The sequence below is a fragment of the Streptomyces hokutonensis genome (assembly GCF_042751305.1).
GTDB classification, from domain to species: domain Bacteria; phylum Actinomycetota; class Actinomycetes; order Streptomycetales; family Streptomycetaceae; genus Streptomyces; species Streptomyces hokutonensis_A.
On sequence record NZ_JBHYWD010000008.1, the window covers coordinates 102,385 to 119,806 of the forward strand.

The 17,422-nt window shown below is 70.6% G+C and carries 19 protein-coding genes; 7 read left to right on the forward strand and 12 right to left on the reverse strand.

The window, feature by feature from the left end:
* Positions 1–129: 129 nt before the first annotated feature.
* The gene (locus tag ACFXC1_RS22290) at positions 130–591 is read right to left on the reverse strand and encodes a DUF5707 domain-containing protein (protein WP_381245116.1); all 462 of its coding nucleotides are present in this window, start codon (positions 589–591) and stop codon (positions 130–132) included.
* A 208-nt stretch (positions 592–799) separates the two neighbouring features.
* On the opposite strand from ACFXC1_RS22290, the gene ACFXC1_RS22295 reads away from it, so the two are divergent.
* The 3 genes from ACFXC1_RS22295 to ACFXC1_RS22305 are packed head-to-tail and all read left to right on the forward strand — an operon-like array spanning position 800 to position 4,233.
* Positions 800–3,160: a sensor histidine kinase gene (locus ACFXC1_RS22295; RefSeq protein WP_381245118.1), complete on the forward strand. Its 2,361-nt coding sequence runs from the start codon at positions 800–802 to the stop codon at positions 3,158–3,160.
* Positions 3,157–3,864 carry a response regulator gene (locus ACFXC1_RS22300; RefSeq protein WP_381245119.1) on the forward strand — a complete coding sequence of 236 codons (708 nt, stop codon included), beginning with the start codon at positions 3,157–3,159 and terminating at the stop codon, positions 3,862–3,864. The genes ACFXC1_RS22295 and ACFXC1_RS22300 overlap by 4 nt, the downstream gene beginning before the upstream one ends.
* A gap of 36 nt (positions 3,865–3,900) precedes the next feature.
* Positions 3,901–4,233 carry an SCO4225 family membrane protein gene (locus ACFXC1_RS22305; RefSeq protein ID WP_381245121.1) on the forward strand — a complete coding sequence of 111 codons (333 nt, stop codon included), beginning with the start codon at positions 3,901–3,903 and terminating at the stop codon, positions 4,231–4,233.
* Between the two features lie 22 nt (positions 4,234–4,255).
* On the opposite strand, the gene ACFXC1_RS22310 is transcribed toward ACFXC1_RS22305, so the two are convergent.
* A complete protein-coding gene (locus tag ACFXC1_RS22310; protein WP_381245123.1) occupies positions 4,256–4,483 on the reverse strand; it encodes a hypothetical protein in 228 nt (75 codons plus the stop codon).
* Between the two features lie 289 nt (positions 4,484–4,772).
* Here ACFXC1_RS22310 and ACFXC1_RS22315 point away from each other — a divergent pair, with 289 nt between their 5' ends.
* Together ACFXC1_RS22315 and ACFXC1_RS22320 are read left to right on the forward strand one after the other, a co-directional pair.
* Complete coding sequence (locus ACFXC1_RS22315) at positions 4,773–5,072, forward strand: hypothetical protein (protein ID WP_381245125.1); 300 nt, start codon at positions 4,773–4,775, stop codon at positions 5,070–5,072.
* A gap of 7 nt (positions 5,073–5,079) precedes the next feature.
* Entirely contained in the window at positions 5,080–5,331 is a 252-nt protein-coding gene (locus tag ACFXC1_RS22320) for a hypothetical protein (protein ID WP_381245126.1), read from the forward strand.
* 173 nt (positions 5,332–5,504) lie between these two features.
* On the opposite strand, the gene ACFXC1_RS22325 is transcribed toward ACFXC1_RS22320, so the two are convergent.
* The 3 genes from ACFXC1_RS22325 to ACFXC1_RS22335 all read right to left on the reverse strand — a co-directional run bounded on the left by ACFXC1_RS22325 (position 5,505) and on the right by ACFXC1_RS22335 (position 7,979).
* Complete coding sequence (locus tag ACFXC1_RS22325; protein WP_381245128.1) at positions 5,505–6,485, reverse strand: hypothetical protein; 981 nt, start codon at positions 6,483–6,485, stop codon at positions 5,505–5,507.
* Positions 6,486–6,491: 6 nt separating this feature from the next.
* A complete protein-coding gene (locus ACFXC1_RS22330; protein WP_381245129.1) occupies positions 6,492–7,010 on the reverse strand; it encodes a hypothetical protein in 519 nt (172 codons plus the stop codon).
* Positions 7,011–7,757: 747 nt separating this feature from the next.
* Complete coding sequence (locus ACFXC1_RS22335; RefSeq protein WP_381245130.1) at positions 7,758–7,979, reverse strand: hypothetical protein; 222 nt, start codon at positions 7,977–7,979, stop codon at positions 7,758–7,760.
* A gap of 590 nt (positions 7,980–8,569) precedes the next feature.
* On the opposite strand from ACFXC1_RS22335, the gene ACFXC1_RS22340 reads away from it, so the two are divergent.
* Together ACFXC1_RS22340 and ACFXC1_RS22345 are read left to right on the forward strand one after the other, a co-directional pair.
* Positions 8,570–9,163, forward strand: coding sequence for a GOLPH3/VPS74 family protein (locus tag ACFXC1_RS22340; protein ID WP_381245132.1), 594 nt, complete (start codon positions 8,570–8,572; stop codon positions 9,161–9,163).
* A gap of 50 nt (positions 9,164–9,213) precedes the next feature.
* Positions 9,214–9,999: a hypothetical protein gene (locus tag ACFXC1_RS22345; protein ID WP_381245134.1), complete on the forward strand. Its 786-nt coding sequence runs from the start codon at positions 9,214–9,216 to the stop codon at positions 9,997–9,999.
* Here ACFXC1_RS22345 and ACFXC1_RS22350 read toward each other — a convergent pair.
* The 7 genes from ACFXC1_RS22350 to ACFXC1_RS22380 form a co-directional block, all read right to left on the reverse strand.
* Positions 9,970–11,055 carry a glycosyltransferase gene (locus tag ACFXC1_RS22350; protein ID WP_381245136.1) on the reverse strand — a complete coding sequence of 362 codons (1,086 nt, stop codon included), beginning with the start codon at positions 11,053–11,055 and terminating at the stop codon, positions 9,970–9,972. The two genes, ACFXC1_RS22345 and ACFXC1_RS22350, sit on opposite strands and share 30 nt — an antisense overlap.
* The gene (lanKC, locus tag ACFXC1_RS22355; RefSeq protein WP_381245138.1) at positions 11,052–13,565 is read right to left on the reverse strand and encodes a class III lanthionine synthetase LanKC; all 2,514 of its coding nucleotides are present in this window, start codon (positions 13,563–13,565) and stop codon (positions 11,052–11,054) included. The genes ACFXC1_RS22350 and lanKC overlap by 4 nt, the downstream gene beginning before the upstream one ends.
* Before the next feature lie 66 nt (positions 13,566–13,631).
* Entirely contained in the window at positions 13,632–15,287 is a 1,656-nt protein-coding gene (gene mpaP / locus ACFXC1_RS22360; RefSeq protein ID WP_381245139.1) for a daptide biosynthesis intramembrane metalloprotease, read from the reverse strand.
* Complete coding sequence (locus tag ACFXC1_RS22365) at positions 15,284–16,024, reverse strand: ABC transporter permease (RefSeq protein WP_381245141.1); 741 nt, start codon at positions 16,022–16,024, stop codon at positions 15,284–15,286. Before ACFXC1_RS22365 ends, mpaP begins: the two co-directional genes overlap by 4 nt.
* Positions 16,017–16,745 carry an ABC transporter ATP-binding protein gene (locus ACFXC1_RS22370; RefSeq protein WP_381245142.1) on the reverse strand — a complete coding sequence of 243 codons (729 nt, stop codon included), beginning with the start codon at positions 16,743–16,745 and terminating at the stop codon, positions 16,017–16,019. The genes ACFXC1_RS22365 and ACFXC1_RS22370 overlap by 8 nt, the downstream gene beginning before the upstream one ends.
* Positions 16,746–16,858: 113 nt before the next feature.
* Positions 16,859–17,035: a daptide-type RiPP gene (locus ACFXC1_RS22375; protein ID WP_158002849.1), complete on the reverse strand. Its 177-nt coding sequence runs from the start codon at positions 17,033–17,035 to the stop codon at positions 16,859–16,861.
* Positions 17,036–17,081: 46 nt separating this feature from the next.
* A complete protein-coding gene (locus ACFXC1_RS22380) occupies positions 17,082–17,267 on the reverse strand; it encodes a daptide-type RiPP (RefSeq protein WP_200712699.1) in 186 nt (61 codons plus the stop codon).
* Between the last annotated feature and the right edge of the window lie 155 nt (positions 17,268–17,422).

Here is a 17,422-nt window from a genome sequence, read left to right on the forward strand (position 1 = left end):
CGCCGCGCCCGTTAGTGGTCTCTCGCCGCCCCCCCCCGCGAGACGCGGCGGGGCCGTTTACACCCGGGGCGGCACCAGGGGCCCCCCCCCCCGCGGGGGGGGGGGGCGCCATGCCTGTATACGTGAGTGTCAGCCCGCGAACTCGAAGGTGGCGGCCTCGGACACGAACGACGTGCCGCCGTCCTTGGCCGTGGCCAGCGTCGAGACGTTCCAGGTGCCCTTGGCCGCGTCGGCGGCCTCCTTCTTGGTGACCTTGAAGGTGTAGGTGCAGCGCGAGGTGTCGGCCGAGGTGCTCTTGCAGGTGGCGGAGTCGACGTACCGGAGGTCCGCCGTGGTCGGGTTCAGCTTCGAACTCGCGGGCCACGCAATGACCTTGAGGCCGCGGATGCCCGAGTCGTCGGTGACGTCCACGGTGTAGGTGAACGAGCCGGCGGCACTCGCGGTCGGGGCCGTGTAGCGGGCGGAGCCGTTCGTGAGGGTCGGCTCGGTGGGCGTGGAGGCGGCCGACGCGGCGAGACCGCCGGCGACGACTCCGCCGACCGCCGCGACACCGACGAGCGAGGAGACGAGAGCGCGCTTGGACATGGACATGGGAGATCCCCCTGGGTGTGGTGTGGGTGGTGCGGAGGCGGTGGTCGACCGCTTCCCTCGATGTGATCGAGCCTAGGAGCGGGGCGGGGCGCGGCCCTCCGGCTGAAGGACGGTTGCCGCCTTGAACCAGAGATAGAGGGTCCCGGGGCCGTAATCCCCCCTCAGCCTGAGCCGGGCCCCTCACCTGCGCCCATAGCCTTTGAGTGCCATGAAACGAACCGACGACCGGCTGCTCCCGGTCCTGCTGATCTGCGCCCAGGCCCTGGTGTGGCCGGGGGCTCCGCTGCTGCGCGGCACCGTGCCGACCGCCACCGACCTGCTCGTGGCCGCGCTGGTCGCCGGACCGGTGACGGCCGCGCTCGCGCTGCGCCGCAGCCGCCCGGTGACCACCCTCGTCGTGGTCGCGGCGGCCTGCGCGGTGGGCGCGGGACCGCTGCCCACCGGGGCGATGGCGCTCTTCGGCACCGTGGGCGTCGCGCTCGCCCTGTTCTCGGTGGCGGCCGAGCGCGACACCTTCACCACGGTCCTGTGCGTGGTCACGCTCGCCCTCTGGCAGCTGCTGCAGAACATCAACCTGAACGGCCTCAGCGACAACAACGGCCTCGACCTGGTCCTGACCGCCCTCCTCTACGCCACCGCGTGCGGCGCGGGCTTCTACGTACACCGGACCCGGCGCGCCCGCCAAGCGGCTCAACTCCTCCTGAACCGCGCCGAGACCGAACGCCACCGGCTCCCGGCGGCCGAACGCCGCCGTATGGAGCGGGAGTTGCACGACGTCAGCGCCCACCACCTCACCGCCGTGGTCGTCACGGCCGGAGCCGCGCTCGGCCTGCGCGAACGCCGCCCCGAACTCGCCGCCGAGGCACTGGAGTTCGCGACCGAGACCGGCCGCGAGGTCACCCGCGCACTCGGCGCGGTACGCGCCCCGGCCCCCTCGCGCGAGGAACTCCCCTCCCCCGAGGAGCGGTTGCGGGCCCTGATCGCCGGCTTCCGCCGCCTCGACCAGCCGGTGGACGCCGAGATCGACCCCCTTCCGGACGGCGCCGTCGCGGACGCGGCCTACGGCATCGTGCGCGAGGCCCTGACCAACGTGGCCCGCCACGCGCCGGGCGCGCGCACCACGGTGCTCTGCCGCTACGGCGACACCCGCACCGACGTCGTGATCACCAGCGCGGCCCCGCCGACCGGCACCCCGGCCCACGGCGCGGGCCTCGGCGGCGGCCGCGGCCAGGGCTTCCTCCGCTCCCGCGCCCGCGAGGCGGGCGGCACCCTGACCACCGGCCCCACGGAGGAGGGGGGCTGGGAGGTACGGGCGACCCTGCCCGGCCGTACGGCCGGACCGGTGGAGCAGTCCGTCCCGCCGAGCTACCGCGTGGCCCAGGTGGTCGCCGCGTTCGGCCTGTGCGTACAGCCGCTCCTGCCGGTCCTGATCATCCGGGCGGAGTCGGAACCGACCGGTGATCATGTCTCGGCGGGCGTGCTGTTCGCCCTGTTGGCGGCGGCACAGGCGGTGACCCTGCTGTGGCTTCGCAGGGCGCGGGTCTTCGCACAGGGTGCGTTGTCGGGCTTGGCGTTGTTGTGGCCGGTGGCGATGGAGGTGGGCAACTACACGGGCCCGGTGTGGCTGCCGCCAGCGCTGAGTGCGGTGGCAACATGCGTTGCGTTGTTGGCTCTTGAGGGGCGCGGGGCCGTATCGATCAGCGGCTTCGCCGCGGGGCGCGCTCAGCCCCCACCAACACGCACATGCCGACTACCTCAAGTCCCCTTCTTTTTCTTTCCAGTTGCAGCAACAGCCGCACACGCGACAGCGTTGACGATCGCCGTACTGCACCGCGGCACAACCATCCCCGGCTGGGCGCTGGCACTGACCGCAACTACCATTACCGCCTTGGTAGTTGGCGCTGTCTACTACGTCGGATCCCTGCTCGGCAGACGCAACAAGGCAACCCACGACACCCAGACCCAACGCCTCGCCACCTGGACCGAGGAAGCCGTCCGGGACGCCTGGGCGGAACGCCGCCGAATAGCCGCCGGCCTCGAATCCACCGTACTGGCCCGCACCGCCGACATGATCGCGGAAGCGCAGGCGGGCCGGCTGGACGCGACAGCGACCCGCGCCCGCGAGGCGCTCACCGCGATGCGCGCCCTCCTGGACGCGGTCCGCGACGGCGACACGGCCGCCGAACTGACCCCGCAGCCCACCCTCCAGGCCCTCGACCTGCTCGCCCACCAGTGCCGGGCCACCGGCCGCGACGTGGAGATACGCCTCAGCGACCGCGTCCCGGAACGCCTCCCCACCGAGGTCGACCTCGCCGCCTACCACGTCGCCGAGACCCTCCTCGCGACCGGCGACACCGAACCCGCCGTACTCGAACTCGACGCGGTCGACGGTACGTTGACGATCACGGCCACCGGTGTGCCACGCGCCCCCGCCCTCGCCGTACGGGACCGGCTGACGGCGCGGATCGCGCCGCTCGGCGGCACCCTGACGACCGGCCGGCCGCCAGGCACGGTCCACCTCCGGCTGCCGCTGACCGCGGTGCCGGACGACGAGGAGAGACAACGATGAGCCTCAGGGTGCTGGTCGTCGACGACCAGGGCATCGTCCGCGCGGGCTTCGCCGCCGTGATCGACGCCGAGGAGGACATGACGGTCGTAGGAGAGGCCGCGGACGGCGCGACGGCGGTGGTGCTCGCCGCCGAACTGGCCCCCCACGTGGTCGTGATGGACGTACGGATGCCGGAACTCGACGGCATCGCCGCGACGAGGATCATCACCGGAAAGGAGAACGCGCCCCGCGTCCTGGTGCTCACCACCTTCGACCTGGACGCGTACGTCTTCGACGCCCTGCGCGCGGGGGCCTCCGGCTTCCTCCTCAAGGACGTGCACGCCTCCGAACTCCTGGACGGCATCAGGGTGGTGGCCGGCGGCGAGAGCGTGCTGGCCCCATCCGCGACCCGTCGCCTGATCGGCCACTACGCGTCAGGAGCGGGGGCCGGATTCCACGCCGACTCCGGTCCGGATTCCCCTGGTTCGGGCCCGCGCGAACTCGAAAGCCTCACCGACAGCCAGCGCAACGTCCTCGGCCTGCTCGCCTCCGGTCTCAACAACGCGGAGATCGCAGGGGAGTTGGGGATCACCGTTGGCACCGTCAAGTCCCATGTGAACGCCCTGCTCCGCAAACTCGGCCTGCGCGACCGCGTCCAGGCCACGATCCTCGCCTACGACCTCGGCATCACCCGCCCGAACCCGCCGGGCGCGGACCACCTCTGACGTTCTCTTCCCGTCCTCTCCCCAGGAGCCCATCCCATGACCGGTACCGACGCTCACGCTGCCCGTTCCCCTCTGCACCGACTGGGCCGGAACCTCCGCAACCCCTTCGCCCTCTCCTACCTCGTGCTCTGCGCGGGGCTGCTCCTCTGGGCGATCGCCATCACCATCCCCGCCGACTCGGACGGGGCCATGGCCGTCGTCGTCCCCCTCATGGCCACCGCCCCGGCCAGCCTCGTCCTCCTCGCACTCCCGGGCGGCGCCACGGTGGTGATCGTCGCGGTCGCCCTCGGGGCACTGGTCAACGCGTCGATCATCGGCTGGTGCGCCCGCGCACTGACCCGCGGCAACGGCCCGGACGCGACGCGCTGACCGCGCGGGGCGCAGCCGGGGCTCAGGCGCCGCCGTATCCGGTCGAGTGGTCGTCCGGGTCCTCGGTCGCGTACAGCGTGGGCCCGAGACGTGCGGCCAGCGCGTCCCCCGCGATGTGGGTGACGGTCACCGTCCCGTCGTCGTTCGACGTCAGCTCCGCGTAGTACCCCAGGGCCATCCAGTCCATCGGCCGGTGGAAGAAGAACTCGACGGTGTCGTCCGGATATTCGGCACGCAGCAGCGGAAGCAACGCCTCCGGGTAATACTCGGCCCCTTCCCACTGAGCACCACGACCAATTGCCCCACGTCCACCCGCCACACCCGCACATGCGCGTAACCGTTCCAGTCACCAGCGGACTGCCAGGGCTCCTCGTCGCGGACCAAATCCGGACAAACGCTCTCAACTGCCATACGGCACCCCGTTCCCAGCCACAGCGGCCATCGGAACAACCCTGCTCAGCGCGGCGCACACGGAACCCTCCGCGAGGATGAACGCTTCTTGGCGGCCGCAGGAGCTCTCGTCCTTGCCGTGCCGACCGGTGCGCAAGCCGGCGCGATCGGTTCAACTCCGGAAGATCAGCCACCAGAACGCCGGAGTCGACTGCGCCTTCGTCGGAGCGCTGAGCAGCGGTTTCTGCAACTGGCTTATCGACTTCACCTATGCCGACACCGAAAACCGGACCTACCGCACATCCCGCGGCACGACGCACACCGAGTGCAGGATCGACCCGATGCGGAACAACTCTTCCCAGACGCTGCCTCGTTACGGAAAGGCGTGCGCCCGCCTCTACGTCGGCGGAACGCGGCGCGTGAGCCAGTGTCACAACATCACGAAGTGAGTTGTTCATGATCGAGCAGAACAAGGATCAGGATTCGGATCAGGCGTGGCGAACGCGGCGCCGCCGAGCAGGGATCACCGCATTCCTCTCGGGTCTCGTCGCCGCGCTCGCCTTCTTCGCCTTCTTTCCCGGTCTGCCACACGTCATCGACTGGGGGGCGATCCTCGTGTCCCTCGCCGTGGGCGGACTCGCCCAATGGTGCTGCCAGTCCTGGATCAGCAGATCGGCAAAGGCGAAAGCGAAGGCCGAACACATGTGACCGGCGGCCCGGGCACTCTCACACCGTCACTCGACGACCACGCCTGACCGGCAGAACCGGCAGAGGAAAGCCTGGTGCGCCGCAAGGCCGCCGCACCTCGGAATGGCCTCATGGAAAGAGGCGAACTCCGGGATACGGCGGCCGGCTTGGGTAAGAAGGGGGGACGGAGCGGCCTACTTACGGGCGGCCAGAACAGCCCGTGCCCGCTCGACCAGCTTTGTGTTGTGGGCCTTCTCCGCCTCCAACTCCCGCTTGTGGGAGGCGATCTGCCGGTGCTGGTAGGCGGTCTCCGCCTGGTACCAGGTGCCGACGAGCTTGCTGGTCCGCTTGCAGTCGACGTCGTCGGTGGCCAACGACACCTCCGCCCTGCCAGGCTTCAGACCGGGCTTCTCCGGTGCGGCGAACCGGCCCTCGGCGTCGTCGAGCGAGGTCACCCGGTGGCCGTCGCGGGCCATGCAGGACGACCAGCCGGCGACGGCGTTCCTGACGGGCGCCTGCTTGGCGGTGGCGTCGTAGGACTGCGAGGCGAGGTCGCCCGCCACATCGGTCTCGTACAGGACGCCGACCTTCGCGTTCGCCTCGGGAACGCACGTCTGGTTCATGGCCGCGTCCCAGCCGGAAACGGACGACTCGGCGTCCTCCCTGGCCAGTTCGAGGTCCTCCGCCGCGGTGCCGTCGTCGGCGGTGACCGCCTGGGGCGGGGTGAAGCCGTGCGCGGCGGCCTCCGCGCGGTCGGTGATGCCGTAGCGGCGCTTCATGTTCATCGCGTCGTAGGCGACGCTCGGATGCAGGCCGGACGGTTCGGGCGCGAACCGGAAGCTGAGGCGCTCCATGCACTCCTGCTTCACCACGTCCCGGGCGTTCTCCACGTCCACGACGTCGGCGAAGCCGAGCATGTAGTCCTGGAGCGGGAGCCGCATTCCCTTGGCCAGCCCCTGTTCCACCCGCGACTGCGGCCAGGTGGCCCGGATCCTGGCGTCCGGCAACGGCATGGCCTGCGCGACCAGTTGGCGATCCGTCCCGCTGCCAGAAGCGGCGTTCGGAGCGGTGTTCGGAGCGGTGTTGTGCGGTGCTCCGCAGGCCGAGGTGAACACGGTGGCGGCCATGGCGGCGGCGAGGGCGACGGCAGCGGCCCGGACTCTGGTCTTGGACATCGCCGGTCAACTCCTCTTGTGCGAGCCGTTGTGGTTCTTCAGACCACTGCTCAGGTTGCGGGCGATGCCGTCGGCCTTCGGGTAGTACTTGCTCGTACCGCTGTAGCCGGTGTTGGCGTACACCGTGTAACCGGCGTACGGGTCCTGGTTCCACGCGGAAGCCGCGTTGTGATAGACGGCCTGCCCCGATCCTCGGGCGTCGCAGGGGGTCGGCATGCCGTGGTAGGCGTCGGACGGGAAAGCACCGAACACGAACGTGATGAACGAGGCGCCGTTGGGCGAGTAACCGTCGTCGTTCGACCGCGAGTGCCGGGTGGCGAGACAGCCGCTGTCGGACTGCTGCGTCGTCTCGGAGCGCGAGTTGAACTGAATGCGGAAACAGTGCGTCGGATTACTGGTGTCGGTCGACGTGCAGTCGTTGTGGACGTAGGAAGTGGCGGCCGATGCCGACGGGGCCGCGGTGATGGTGGCCACCACAGCGGCCGCGGCCGCAGCGGTGGCCACGGCGGTTCGTGCGAGACGCAAGGAACCCTCCCCCTTTGGTAGCTGTGTGCAGGCAGGGGAGAGCACATGACTGGACACGATCCCCCACTTGCCGTTACCGGCCTGCGCGCCCGGACTGGTCTGGTCCATTCGCCGCAAGCAGGGAACTGTAAACACACGCACACCATGGGCGGCAAGGACGTTCCGGGGGCGGGACGGGAGACGCAATCCGCTTGCGGAATGCGCTGCCGCACTCCTCCAGCTGCGCGTTTCTTACGAATACGGAACGCGTGGCACGCCGATGGGCGCTCGAGAGGTGGCGTAAACCCGCCCGGCACCCGGAGAGCCGACCCCGGGCCCGCGCTCAGCGCCCCCCACCGCATCCACCAAAAGCAAAAGCCCCAGGTCACTGCGAGTGAGTCCTGAGGCTTCCACAGAGCCGCCTTCGGGATTCGAACCCGGGACCTACGCATTACGAGACCACGAGGAATCGTGTTGCGTGGTGTTCCGTCGTGCTGCGTGGTGACGTTTTTCCTGATCAGAGCCCATGCAGCAGGTTGACCCGTGTCACCCCGTGATGCGCTGCGCAAAGGAGTCTCTCCCCCGGCTGTCCACCGGGCGGAATTGCTGAAGAGCCGCCGGAAAGAGCGCCCCGAGCGCGCAAACCTGGCTACCCAGAGGGCTGGCAGGACAATCAGGAGCATTGTCGATCCCCGACAAGGGCTTCTCCCTACCTCAGCTCGTTCATCCAGCAGCAGGTCGGCGTCACAGCGGTCGGCGGGAAGCTCGTCACAGATGTTCCCCGGCGATCGCCGCTGTCCGGAAGGTCAGGAGGAGAGGTCCCGATGTTCCCTGACCCTGCCGCAGGCGTTCCGCGCGAGGCACCTGTCCCGGCGGCCTCGGGATGAGCTTGCGCTTCTGCTCGTCGAAGGCGTCCAGGCAGCAGGACACCCGATCTCCCACCTGGTAGTTGTCGTCATCCTCGGTGTAGAGGACATCGAAGTGGGACACTCACGTAAGCCGCATAACAGCCTTGACCTGCATAAACGCCCCCCCCTGAGTGATCATCGGGAAAGTGTGGCGCAAGGTGCTTGACGGTCCGTTGATCATGATCCTTGTCACGCCGGCGAGCGTTGACCATGGGTGTGCTACGCGCGTAATTTGACGCGCGAGCGCCCCGCCGAGCACCCACAGGCAGCCCAGACCAGGCTTCCGTGCCGGTGGGGTGGCCGGTCGGGTCGTGAACTCACCGGTCAGGGAAGACCAGTTCCCCGCTCGATGACGCCGCAGTGATCCTGCACTGGCGTCACAAGGCAGGGGGATTGAAATGTACAGACCAATGCAGGCCGATATGGATGGCGGCGGTGGGCGAGATGCTCACTGTCGCGTTCGCCTTGGGTGCCCCGCAGGCTTCCGCCGCGCAGACCTTCGCCGCACCGCCCGAGGGTTTCACCCGGGAGGGCTTCTCCGGCCCCGCCGCCACCTGTGTCCAGGGGCGTGAACGGCATCGCGGAAGGCAAGAAGAATGCCTATCTCCGCCATCGGGAACTCACTCCGACTCCTTTCGTTTACCTCTATGTGAAAAAGCAACGGGGGATTCTATGACCACGAATCTGACCATCGGCGAGCAGATCGTGCTGCTCGCGCTGGACGAAAAGACCGGCGAGCTGCGCGAGGCGCCGCTGCGGGTGTCCCTGGCGGCCTCGGCCGCCGCCCTGCTGGAGCTGGAGCTTCCCGGAACACCGGTGAGCCCTGCGGCTGCGGCCATGGACGAGCACAAGCGGAACCACCCCGAGGAGACGCCTCGGGAGTGGCTGCTGGCAGTGCGGGAGGCGGCGCTCGACGCGGCGTACCAGGGGCTCCTGGAGAAGGGGCTCGTGCGGGAGGAGGGGCGGCGGGTGCTCGGCGTGTTCGGATCGGTGAAACACCCGGTCACGGACCCATCGGAGCTGGCAGCGCTGCGCGGACGGCTGACCTCCGTCCTCGCGGAGGGCCAGGACCCCGACGAGCGCACGGCCGCGCTGATCACCGTCCTCCACCACTCGGGCCTGAAGGCCGTCCTGCCGCAGGGTCCCGCTCTCGATGATCGACTGACCGCGATCACCGAAGGGCAGGGCCGGGCCGCGGCACTGGGGGACAGCATCCGCACCACGATCGCCGCTCTCACGGCGGTCATCGCCGCGTCCGCTTTTTAGGACATTCACGGGGGGAAACAGCCTTGAGTGTCTCCGTGCACCAAACGCTTTTGCCAGAACATTCGGAACAACCGGAAACCGGCGAGGACATCGAAAGCGTCGGACGACTGCTGGACCAGCGGCTCAGGAAACTGCATGCGGAACAGCAGGAAATCCTGTCGTTCGGCTACTCGCTGATCCGCCAGTCCCTCCTGCGGCATCCCACCGGACAGCCCCGGGAGGACGACAGGGGCATGTGCGACTGGGCCGTGGACCTCACGTCCCAGGCCCGGCGCGAAGTCCTGACGATGCAGCCGGAACGGACCCTGACACCGGAGGCGATCCTCACCACGCGCCGCGTAGGCCTGACCTGCCTGCGGCGCGGGGTGGCGATGAAGGTCCTGCTCCAGAGACGGGCCCTGGAGAACGAGGCGACGTCCGCGCTCTTCGCCGAGCTGATCCGGCACGGCGCACAGGTCCGCCTCCTCGACGGCGAGTTCCAACGGGTGCTGATCGCCGACCGGGAGACCGCCCTCTTCCAGGCGGAGCGGGACACCGCACCGGGCGGGGCGCTCGTGGAGCAGGGGGCGCTGGCCGACGTCCTCCTGTCGTTCTTCGACCTCTGCTGGTCGAAGGCGCTGGAGGCCTCGACGCTGCTCGATCCCGTCCTGCTGGACGGCACGCATCTGAAGGTGCTCCAAGCGATGTCGCGCGCCGACAAGGACGAGGTCGGCGCGCGTGAACTCGGCATCTCCGTCCGCACCTACCGGGGGCGGGTCGCGGAGCTGCTGAGACGCCTCCAGGCCACCACCCGCTTTCAAGCGGCCCTAAGGGCGAAGGAGTTGGGCCTGATCTGAACTACCGGCTCGCCCGCCGGGCCCGTCCTCGGCCAGGTCCCTCACCAGCCGCAGCACACGCGGCTGGACCGAGGGCACCAACCGAGCGGCCCGGTGGGCGTGTTCGGTGCGGGAGCAGAGGAGGTTGCGGGCGAGGGCGTACCGGCCCCGGTCCGGGACCAGCACGAGTTCCTCGAAGAGCTTCACGTCGCCGGAGACCACGCGCCGGATCTCGTCGTCGAGGTCCCCGTCCCAGTCGAGGGGGCGGACCAGCGTGCCGGAGTCGTCCATCCGCCGGTACCAGTCCCTCATGTCCGCCGACACGGCCGCGCGGAACGACTCGTCGTGCCGGCCGGACCGGAGTTCACGCAGCAGCCCGTGGGCGGTTCGCGCGTCGTCGAGCACGACCAGGGGCAGACGGTGGGGGCGCGGCATCCGGTTCCTGCGGGTGCCGACGTCCATCAGGAGGGCCGCGGTCGGTTCGACGACGGTCCGGAACGTGTACCCCGCGTCGGCCACCCGCAGCCACAGGTCCCAGTCCTCCAGGCCCGCACCGCCGCGCCAGCCCCCGACCCGCTCCACGACACCGCGCCGGTGTGCCGCCCTCGACGGCTCGAACATCGGCCCCAGCAACTGGAGTTGGGGGTGCCAGAAGGCAGACAGCGGGGCGAACTCGGCGGCTTCCGCGCCGTCCGCGTCGTGGTAGGTGCAGCCCGTCACCGCGAAGTCCGCGCCCGCCCGCAACATGCCGAGCAGGGCCTTGAGGTGGCCGGGGCGCCAGAGGTCGTCGTGGTCGAGGTAGGCGATGAACTCACCTCGGGCCAGGGCGAGTCCGGCGTTGCGGGGGCCGCTGGGGTGGCCGCTGCGCTCGACGCGGTGGAGTCGGACGCGGGGGTCCTGGTGCGCAGCACGCAGTACCCAGTCGTCGGTGTCGTCGTCGGAACCGTCGGAGAGGACGAGCAGTTCCCAGGCCTGGAGGGTCTGGGCGCGGACGGAGTCGATGGTTTCGGTGATCTTCGCCGATCGGTTGTAGGTCGGGCAGATCACCGAAAACAGCGGCGCCAGAACGTCGTTCACAGGAACGCCAGCCTGTCCGCGGCAGCGTTTCGCGCCAGCAGCACGCCCGCCGCCCCCGTCGCAAGGTCCGTCGTCAGGCGGACGTTCTCCAGGCCCAGGTACGCGGGAGCACCCTCGTGGGCGACCTCGTACAGGCGGGCCGTGGCGGCGTAGCGCTCGACGGCGGCGGCCTGCGCCGGTCCGGCCAGCCGGGTGGCCGTCAGGAGGACGCCCGCGAAGCCATGGAAGAGGCCCACGGTGTGAGGGACGCAGTCCAGGGCCGACCGCAGGACGGTCCCGCAGGCCGACTCGTACTGCGGCTCGGGGCGCCGGCCGAGGTACTCCCGCAGGACCATGGCGGTGCCGCCGCTGCCCGCCGCGAACGTGGGACGCGTGCCGGCGGAGCCCGCCGTCCAGCCGTCGTCCGTCCAGCCGAGGGCGCGCAGATCGGCGTCCAGGAGGTCGTGGGCGGCGTCGAGGAGGCCGGCGTCGGGGGTGTGGGCGTACAGGCGCAGCAGGAGCAGCGCGGTGCCGGCCCTGCCGCGCAGCAGACCGGCCTCGCCTCGCCGGGGCGGACGGGTCGCCGCGCTCTCGACGAGGTGTTCCGCGAGGAGGGTGGCCTGCTTCAGGGCGTTGTCGTCGCCGGTGGCGCGCGCGAAGTACAGGTGGGCGAGGGCGAGTCCGGCACGGCCGTCCAGGAGGGTGTCGTTCGCGGGTTCCGCCGCGGAAGCCTCCTTCAGGAGGGCCGCCGCGGTGTCGGTGCGGCCGAGGTGGTGGAGGACGCAGGCGACACCGGACGTGCCGGTGTAGAGGCCGGGGGACGGGTCGGTGGTCCGGCGCGCGGACTCCGCCAGCCAGTCGACGTGCTCGGCGGGAATCTCCGTCCCCGTCTCGGCGAGGGTCCAGAGGACTCCGGCAGCTCCGTACGCGAGGCAGGTGCCGCCCTCCCGGAGGATGAACTGGGCGGTGTCGCCGGGGTAGAGGCGGTCTTGGCGGGTGGGGGTGGCGGTGGAGAGGATGCCGGCGGCCGTAGCGAGCCTGCCGCTGCCGACCGGGGCCGTGGGCCTCTCGCCGGGCGCCGGGTCCTGCGCGCCGGCGCCGAGGTCGACGCGGGCCTTCGCGCCGCCCCCCTCGGACACCGCGCCCACCGCACCCGCGCCCAGATCCGCGCGCACCTTCTCCCCGAAGTCCCCCGGCACCGGATACCGCGACTCGAGAAGCTCGATCAGCTGGTCCAGCTTCTCGGGACCCCACGCCAACAGACTGGTCAGCGGTGTGAACAGGGCGATCCGGAGGCACCCCAGTGCGTACCGGTCGATCGCCGTGCCCCGGTACGCAGGGGGCGCGGCAAATCCCGGCGCCGCGTGGATCTGGCGGGCCGTGAAGTCCGTCGACGCCGTCTCCAGGTCGATGAACGCGACGGAGTCGTCAGGGCGGATCATGACGTTGCCGGGATGGAGGTCGCCGAAGACCACACCCCGTTCGTGCATGGCCCGCACGCCCTGGTCGATCTGGTCGAGGACGTCGACGGCCCACCGCGTGTACGCCGCCGTCCGCTCCGCATCGGCCTCCGGAGACGCCGGGTTGTCCCGGGTCGTCCGCACCGCGAGCGTCTCCCCCTCCACGAACTCCCGGACGAGGAAGTGGTGTTCGTGCCCCACACGAGCCTCGATCAGGCGAGGTACCCAGGGAAGTCCGGCGAGCCGCTCCAGGCAGTCCCGCTCGCGCTGGAGCCGGGCGACGGCGTCCTCGCCATGCGTGTCGATGCCGGCGAGCGGTCGCGCCTCCCGCAGCAGGACGGGCGCACCGGTACGCGTGTCGGTCCCCCGGTACACGCCCCCACCGTTGGAGAAGTGCAGGGCACGCTCGGCGCGGTAGGGGAAGTCGTGCAGCGTCCCCGCGTTGCGCGCCGTGAGCGCCTCCGTCAGGCAGTCGGGGATCGTCACCCACTCCGGGGGCCGGAAGGAAGGCCCGCGCACGTCCGGTACCGGCCGGCCCTCGGGGTCCTCGATACAGGGAACGCTCTCCCCGTTCGCCGTCTTCATCATGCGCGCGACGAACCCGCCGTACCGCACGTAGAGCGGACCGGAACGCCACCGCAGGTCGCTGAGGATGTAGGGCCCGCGCTCGCCGTCGAGGATCTCGCCCAGTTCATCCAGAACGAGGGCCAGGCGCGTCTCGTCCTCGGGATAGACGGTGATGAACTTGCCGCTGGCCCCCCGGTCCCCGTACTTGCCGTTGCGGCGCGACAGCACCTGCCTGCTGCGGATGAACTTGAACGCCATGCGCTGCTCGACCAGCCACTCCCAGGACCGGGCGAGGACGCTCCGCGCGTTCTCCGACGTCGCCGACACGTGGACTTTCCAGCCCTGCGCGGGCAGTTGACAGCCGTGCGGGGTGAGCATCGTCCAGTCGGTGCCGGTGTGGCAGGACCAGTCGGCGGGCGGCGCGGAAGCGAGGAAGTCGTCGTCCGGGTCGGAGGTGTCGGCCTCGGTCCGGTCGAAGAAGGGGCTGCCGGGCGCCAGGAACATCACACGCCGATACGCATCCATAACAGGTCAACCGCTTTCGGGAGTACGGGAGTTCAGGGGTCGGCGTCAGCGCCAGAACGGCGCCACGTACTTCAGGTACAGCCAGTCACCGAGGCTCCGCTCACCCGCGTCCACCACAGCCTGGCCGGTTGTCCCCGGCGCGAGCCGCCCACCGTCGAGGACGACCCCGGCGACCGGCACCTTCAGCGAGTCGAGCCCGGTCACGGGGACGAACGCGGAGAACGGCACCGACAGGTCCACGAAGTCGCCGGACGCGACCTCGGCCGTACCGAGCCGCTTCTGGAGGACGACCCCGCCGCTCTGCAACGTCACCTCGGCGCCGGGCTCAACGGCGTCCCGGTCGGTCGTCCCGGTCGCCACCAGGACCGTCCGCCCCCGCTCCTCCACGAACCCGCCGGTCACGGTGTACGGCACGGAGATCCCCAGCAGCGCCGCCGCAACCACCCCGACCGCCGCCACGGAGACGGTCACCCGTCGCCACCCGGCCGCCCCGGCCGTCCGCGCCTCCGCAAGCAGCTTGAGGGCGCCGACGTACACGCGCAGCGACAGATACCCGAGTGCGACGGAGACGAGGACCGCACCCACCATCCCCGCGCTCTCCAGAACCGACCCCCACAGCGTGAAGGCCATGCTGACGACATACAGCGGGAACAGCATGCAGGCCAGCCCGAACAAGGGCGCCCACTCGACGCCGGGCAGCTCCCGCTCGTACCGCCCGCCGAACAGCAGCCGGGCGACGAGACGGCGGGCGTCCGTGATGGACCGGTCCCGAAGGTGGGAGATGTCGAGGTGGCTCATCAGCGCCAGGTAGCCGTCGAGCTTGACGAACGGGATGGTGTTGAAGAGGCCGGAGACGTAGTTGGTGACCGTGAGGAGCAGCAGGAAATCACGTACAGCGGGGTTTCCCCCCGCCACCGCCACGACCACCGAACCGACGCCCGCGAGACCGGCGATGACCGTCTGGGTGGCGATCCCGGCGAGCGCGACCCGTACGCGCTGCCGGTTCCTCGGCAGCCGCCAGCCGTCGGTGACGTCGCAGAAGAACGCGGGTGTCAGGTAGAAGAGCATGAAGCCCATACGGCTGGGCCGGCCGCCGTAGTGGCTCAGGACCAGGCCGTGCGACAGCTCGTGGAGCATGGTGCCGCAGTAGGTGACGACGAGCAGCGCGAGCAGCGCCGGCAGGGAGATCGGCTCGGACAGGGCGGCGATCGTCGTCTGCGCCTGGGCGACGAGCGACAGCAGCCCCGCCCCGGCGAGAGTCGCGGCCACGATCGCCCAGCCCCGGTGCGCGAGGCGGGCGGTGAGCGGGCGGAACACGTTCAGCATGCGTTCCGGGCGGACCACGGTGAACTGGACGGTGAGCGGCGGGACGAACGTGATCCGGCGCTCCCGGCGCGGTGCGGCGGCCGCGTCCTCGAGAAGCCCCGTGCGCTGAGCGCGCAGCAGCCCCTCGCCGACCAGCTCGACCGACCAGCCCAGCTCCTTCGCCAGGTCCTCGGCGTCACGGGTGCCATCGGCCAGCCGCAGGAGGCTCGCCATCCCGGCGGCCACCCGCAGGTAGCGCTGCGCGCCGGACTGGACCAGCCAGGGGGCGCCGTCCTCGATCGGCTCGTGGACGCGGGCGTCCGGCGCCAGGCGGGGACGCTCGGGCAGCGGTGCCGGGGGCTTCTCCTCCTGGCGCCGTTTCAGGGCCGTTCTCACGGAAGGTCCCGGCGCAGGAACAGGGTCCGGGCGACGACCGTGCCCGCACCGATCCACACCGCGAGCACCAGCAGGGCCCACGGGATCGGCAGCAGGTTCTCGTTGCCGCCCCGGTACACGGACGCCATGGCTTCGTCGACGGTGAGCCTGCCGATCGCCGGGACGAGCCGCAGCAGGCCCTCGCCTACCAGCCAGGTGCTGACCAGCAGGACGAGGATCGAGGCGACCTGTTGCCGGATCAGCAACCCGAGCAGCGCCCCCCACACGGCGCCGACCACGATGGTCAGCATCACCCCGAGCAGCGTCCACGTCGTGGTCGCCGTCCACTCCGGCTGCCGGTCGTGCCCGGCGAGGAACAGCCACGGGCTAACGGCGGCCGGCGCCCCGGCCGCGAGAGCGAACACCGCGCCGCTGCCGACGACGGCGAGCAGCTTGGCCGTGAGCAGCCGCCCCCGTCCGCCGCTCAGCAGCACCGACCGACTGATGGCGCCGTTCCCGAACTCCCGGGTCACCGCGAGCAACGCGACGACGGCGGCGGCGAGTTCGACCATGAACCAGCCCTGCACCAGCGTGGAGGTGATCTCCGCGGTGCTGCCGCCGCCGGGGTTCTTGTCCGCATCCTGCTGGACGAACCCGGCGTCGGCCATCACACACATCAGGACGGCGGCTGCGGCGACCGCCCACCAGGCGCGCCCGGTCCAGATCTTGCGCCACTCGGCTCCGATCAGGTCACGCACGAACGTCCTCCTTCACGGTGGGGTCGGCCAGTTCGAAGAAGCGGCTCTCCAGGCTGAGTTCGCCGTTCCTCGTGAGTTCGGCGGCGGTGCCGCTGTAGCGCAGGGTCTTCTGGAGGATGACGATGTCGTCGGCCATCTGCTCGACCTCCGCCAGGATGTGGCTGGAGACCAGCACGGTGCGGCCCTCGTCCGTGAGGGAGCGCAGGAGTTCGCGGAGCCAGCGGATGCCGTCGGGGTCGAGGCCGTTGGCGGGTTCGTCGAGGATGAGCAGTTCGGGGTCCGCGAGCAGCGCGGTGGCCAGGGCGTGCCGCTGCCGCATGCCCTGTGAGTAGTCGCGGAGTCTGCGGTGGGCGTCGGAGGCGAGTCCCACCTGTTCGAGGACGTCGTCCACCCGTGTGCGGGGCAGGCCGCAGGTCTGGGCCCAGATCCGCAGGTCGGCGCGGCCGGAGGCGGCGGCGGAGGGGCCGATGCCGTCGATGCTGACGCCCACCCGGTGCGCCGCTCCGGGCAGTTGTGCGTACGGATGGCCGAAGATCGTGGCGCTGCCCGCAGTCGGGCGCGCGAGCCCCAGCAGCATCCGCAGAGTCGTCGTCTTTCCGGCCCCGTTGCGCCCGAGGAGGCCCACCACCCGGCCCGAACGGACGGTGAACGACACGTCCTCGACGGCGGTCAGCTCGCCGTAGCGCTTCGTGAGTCCCGTGATGTCGATGGCGTCGGTCACGCCACGTCCTCCCCTGCGGCTTCGGGCCGCACGTATATTCGTCGGTGCGGCCCTGTTCCGGACGCCAATGGCCGGCGTCCGGAACAGGGCACTGTCCGTCAGGCACCGCACCGTCAGGTCGCGATGACCGAGGTGACGGCGATGGTGCTGTAGGCGGCGCTCACTCCGGCCGAGATGGCGGCGCTGGCGAGGAAGCTGTCCCACCAGTCAGGCGCCTCCATGCCCTCCAGCTCCTCCATGGACAGCTCCTGCATGGCCAGTTCCAGAGCGGGATTCGTGTTCTCCTTCATTTCTTTCACCTCCTTCCCGATGTCCTGGGTCTCTCCGATCCGGGGATCAGGTGGCGAGCGTGACGATGGAGACGTACGAGATGACGCCTCCCGCGCTCAGGCCGCCGATGGCGCTGAGAGCGGCGCTCCAGCTGAAGTCGGGGGCGTCGAGCGCCTCCAGCTCCCGCATGTCCAGCTGCTGGTCCAGCTCCTGAAGAGCCAGCTCCAAGGGCGCGGACGTGGTGCTGTTCACGGTCTGCATGTTGTTTCCCCCCTCCCGTGGTGTTTCGGGCCGTGGGGGCGGGCGGGGGGGGGGGGGGGGGTGGGGGGGGGGGGGGGGTGCGGCGGGGGGCGCGCCCCCCCCCCCGCGCCCCCCCGGGGGGCCCCCCCCCGGAGGGCGGCCCCACC

Coding starts and splice junctions, on each gene's coding strand:
- ACFXC1_RS22290 (WP_381245116.1), bottom strand. CDS start 591: ATGTCCATGTCCAAGCGCGCTCTCGTCTCCTCGCTCGTCGGTGTCGCG.
- ACFXC1_RS22295 (WP_381245118.1), top strand. CDS start 800: ATGAAACGAACCGACGACCGGCTGCTCCCGGTCCTGCTGATCTGCGCC.
- ACFXC1_RS22300 (WP_381245119.1), top strand. CDS start 3,157: ATGAGCCTCAGGGTGCTGGTCGTCGACGACCAGGGCATCGTCCGCGCG.
- ACFXC1_RS22305 (WP_381245121.1), top strand. CDS start 3,901: ATGACCGGTACCGACGCTCACGCTGCCCGTTCCCCTCTGCACCGACTG.
- ACFXC1_RS22320 (WP_381245126.1), top strand. CDS start 5,080: ATGATCGAGCAGAACAAGGATCAGGATTCGGATCAGGCGTGGCGAACG.
- ACFXC1_RS22325 (WP_381245128.1), bottom strand. CDS start 6,485: ATGTCCAAGACCAGAGTCCGGGCCGCTGCCGTCGCCCTCGCCGCCGCC.
- ACFXC1_RS22340 (WP_381245132.1), top strand. CDS start 8,570: ATGACCACGAATCTGACCATCGGCGAGCAGATCGTGCTGCTCGCGCTG.
- lanKC (WP_381245138.1), bottom strand. CDS start 13,565: ATGTTCCTGGCGCCCGGCAGCCCCTTCTTCGACCGGACCGAGGCCGAC.
- ACFXC1_RS22375 (WP_158002849.1), bottom strand. CDS start 17,035: ATGAAGGAGAACACGAATCCCGCTCTGGAACTGGCCATGCAGGAGCTG.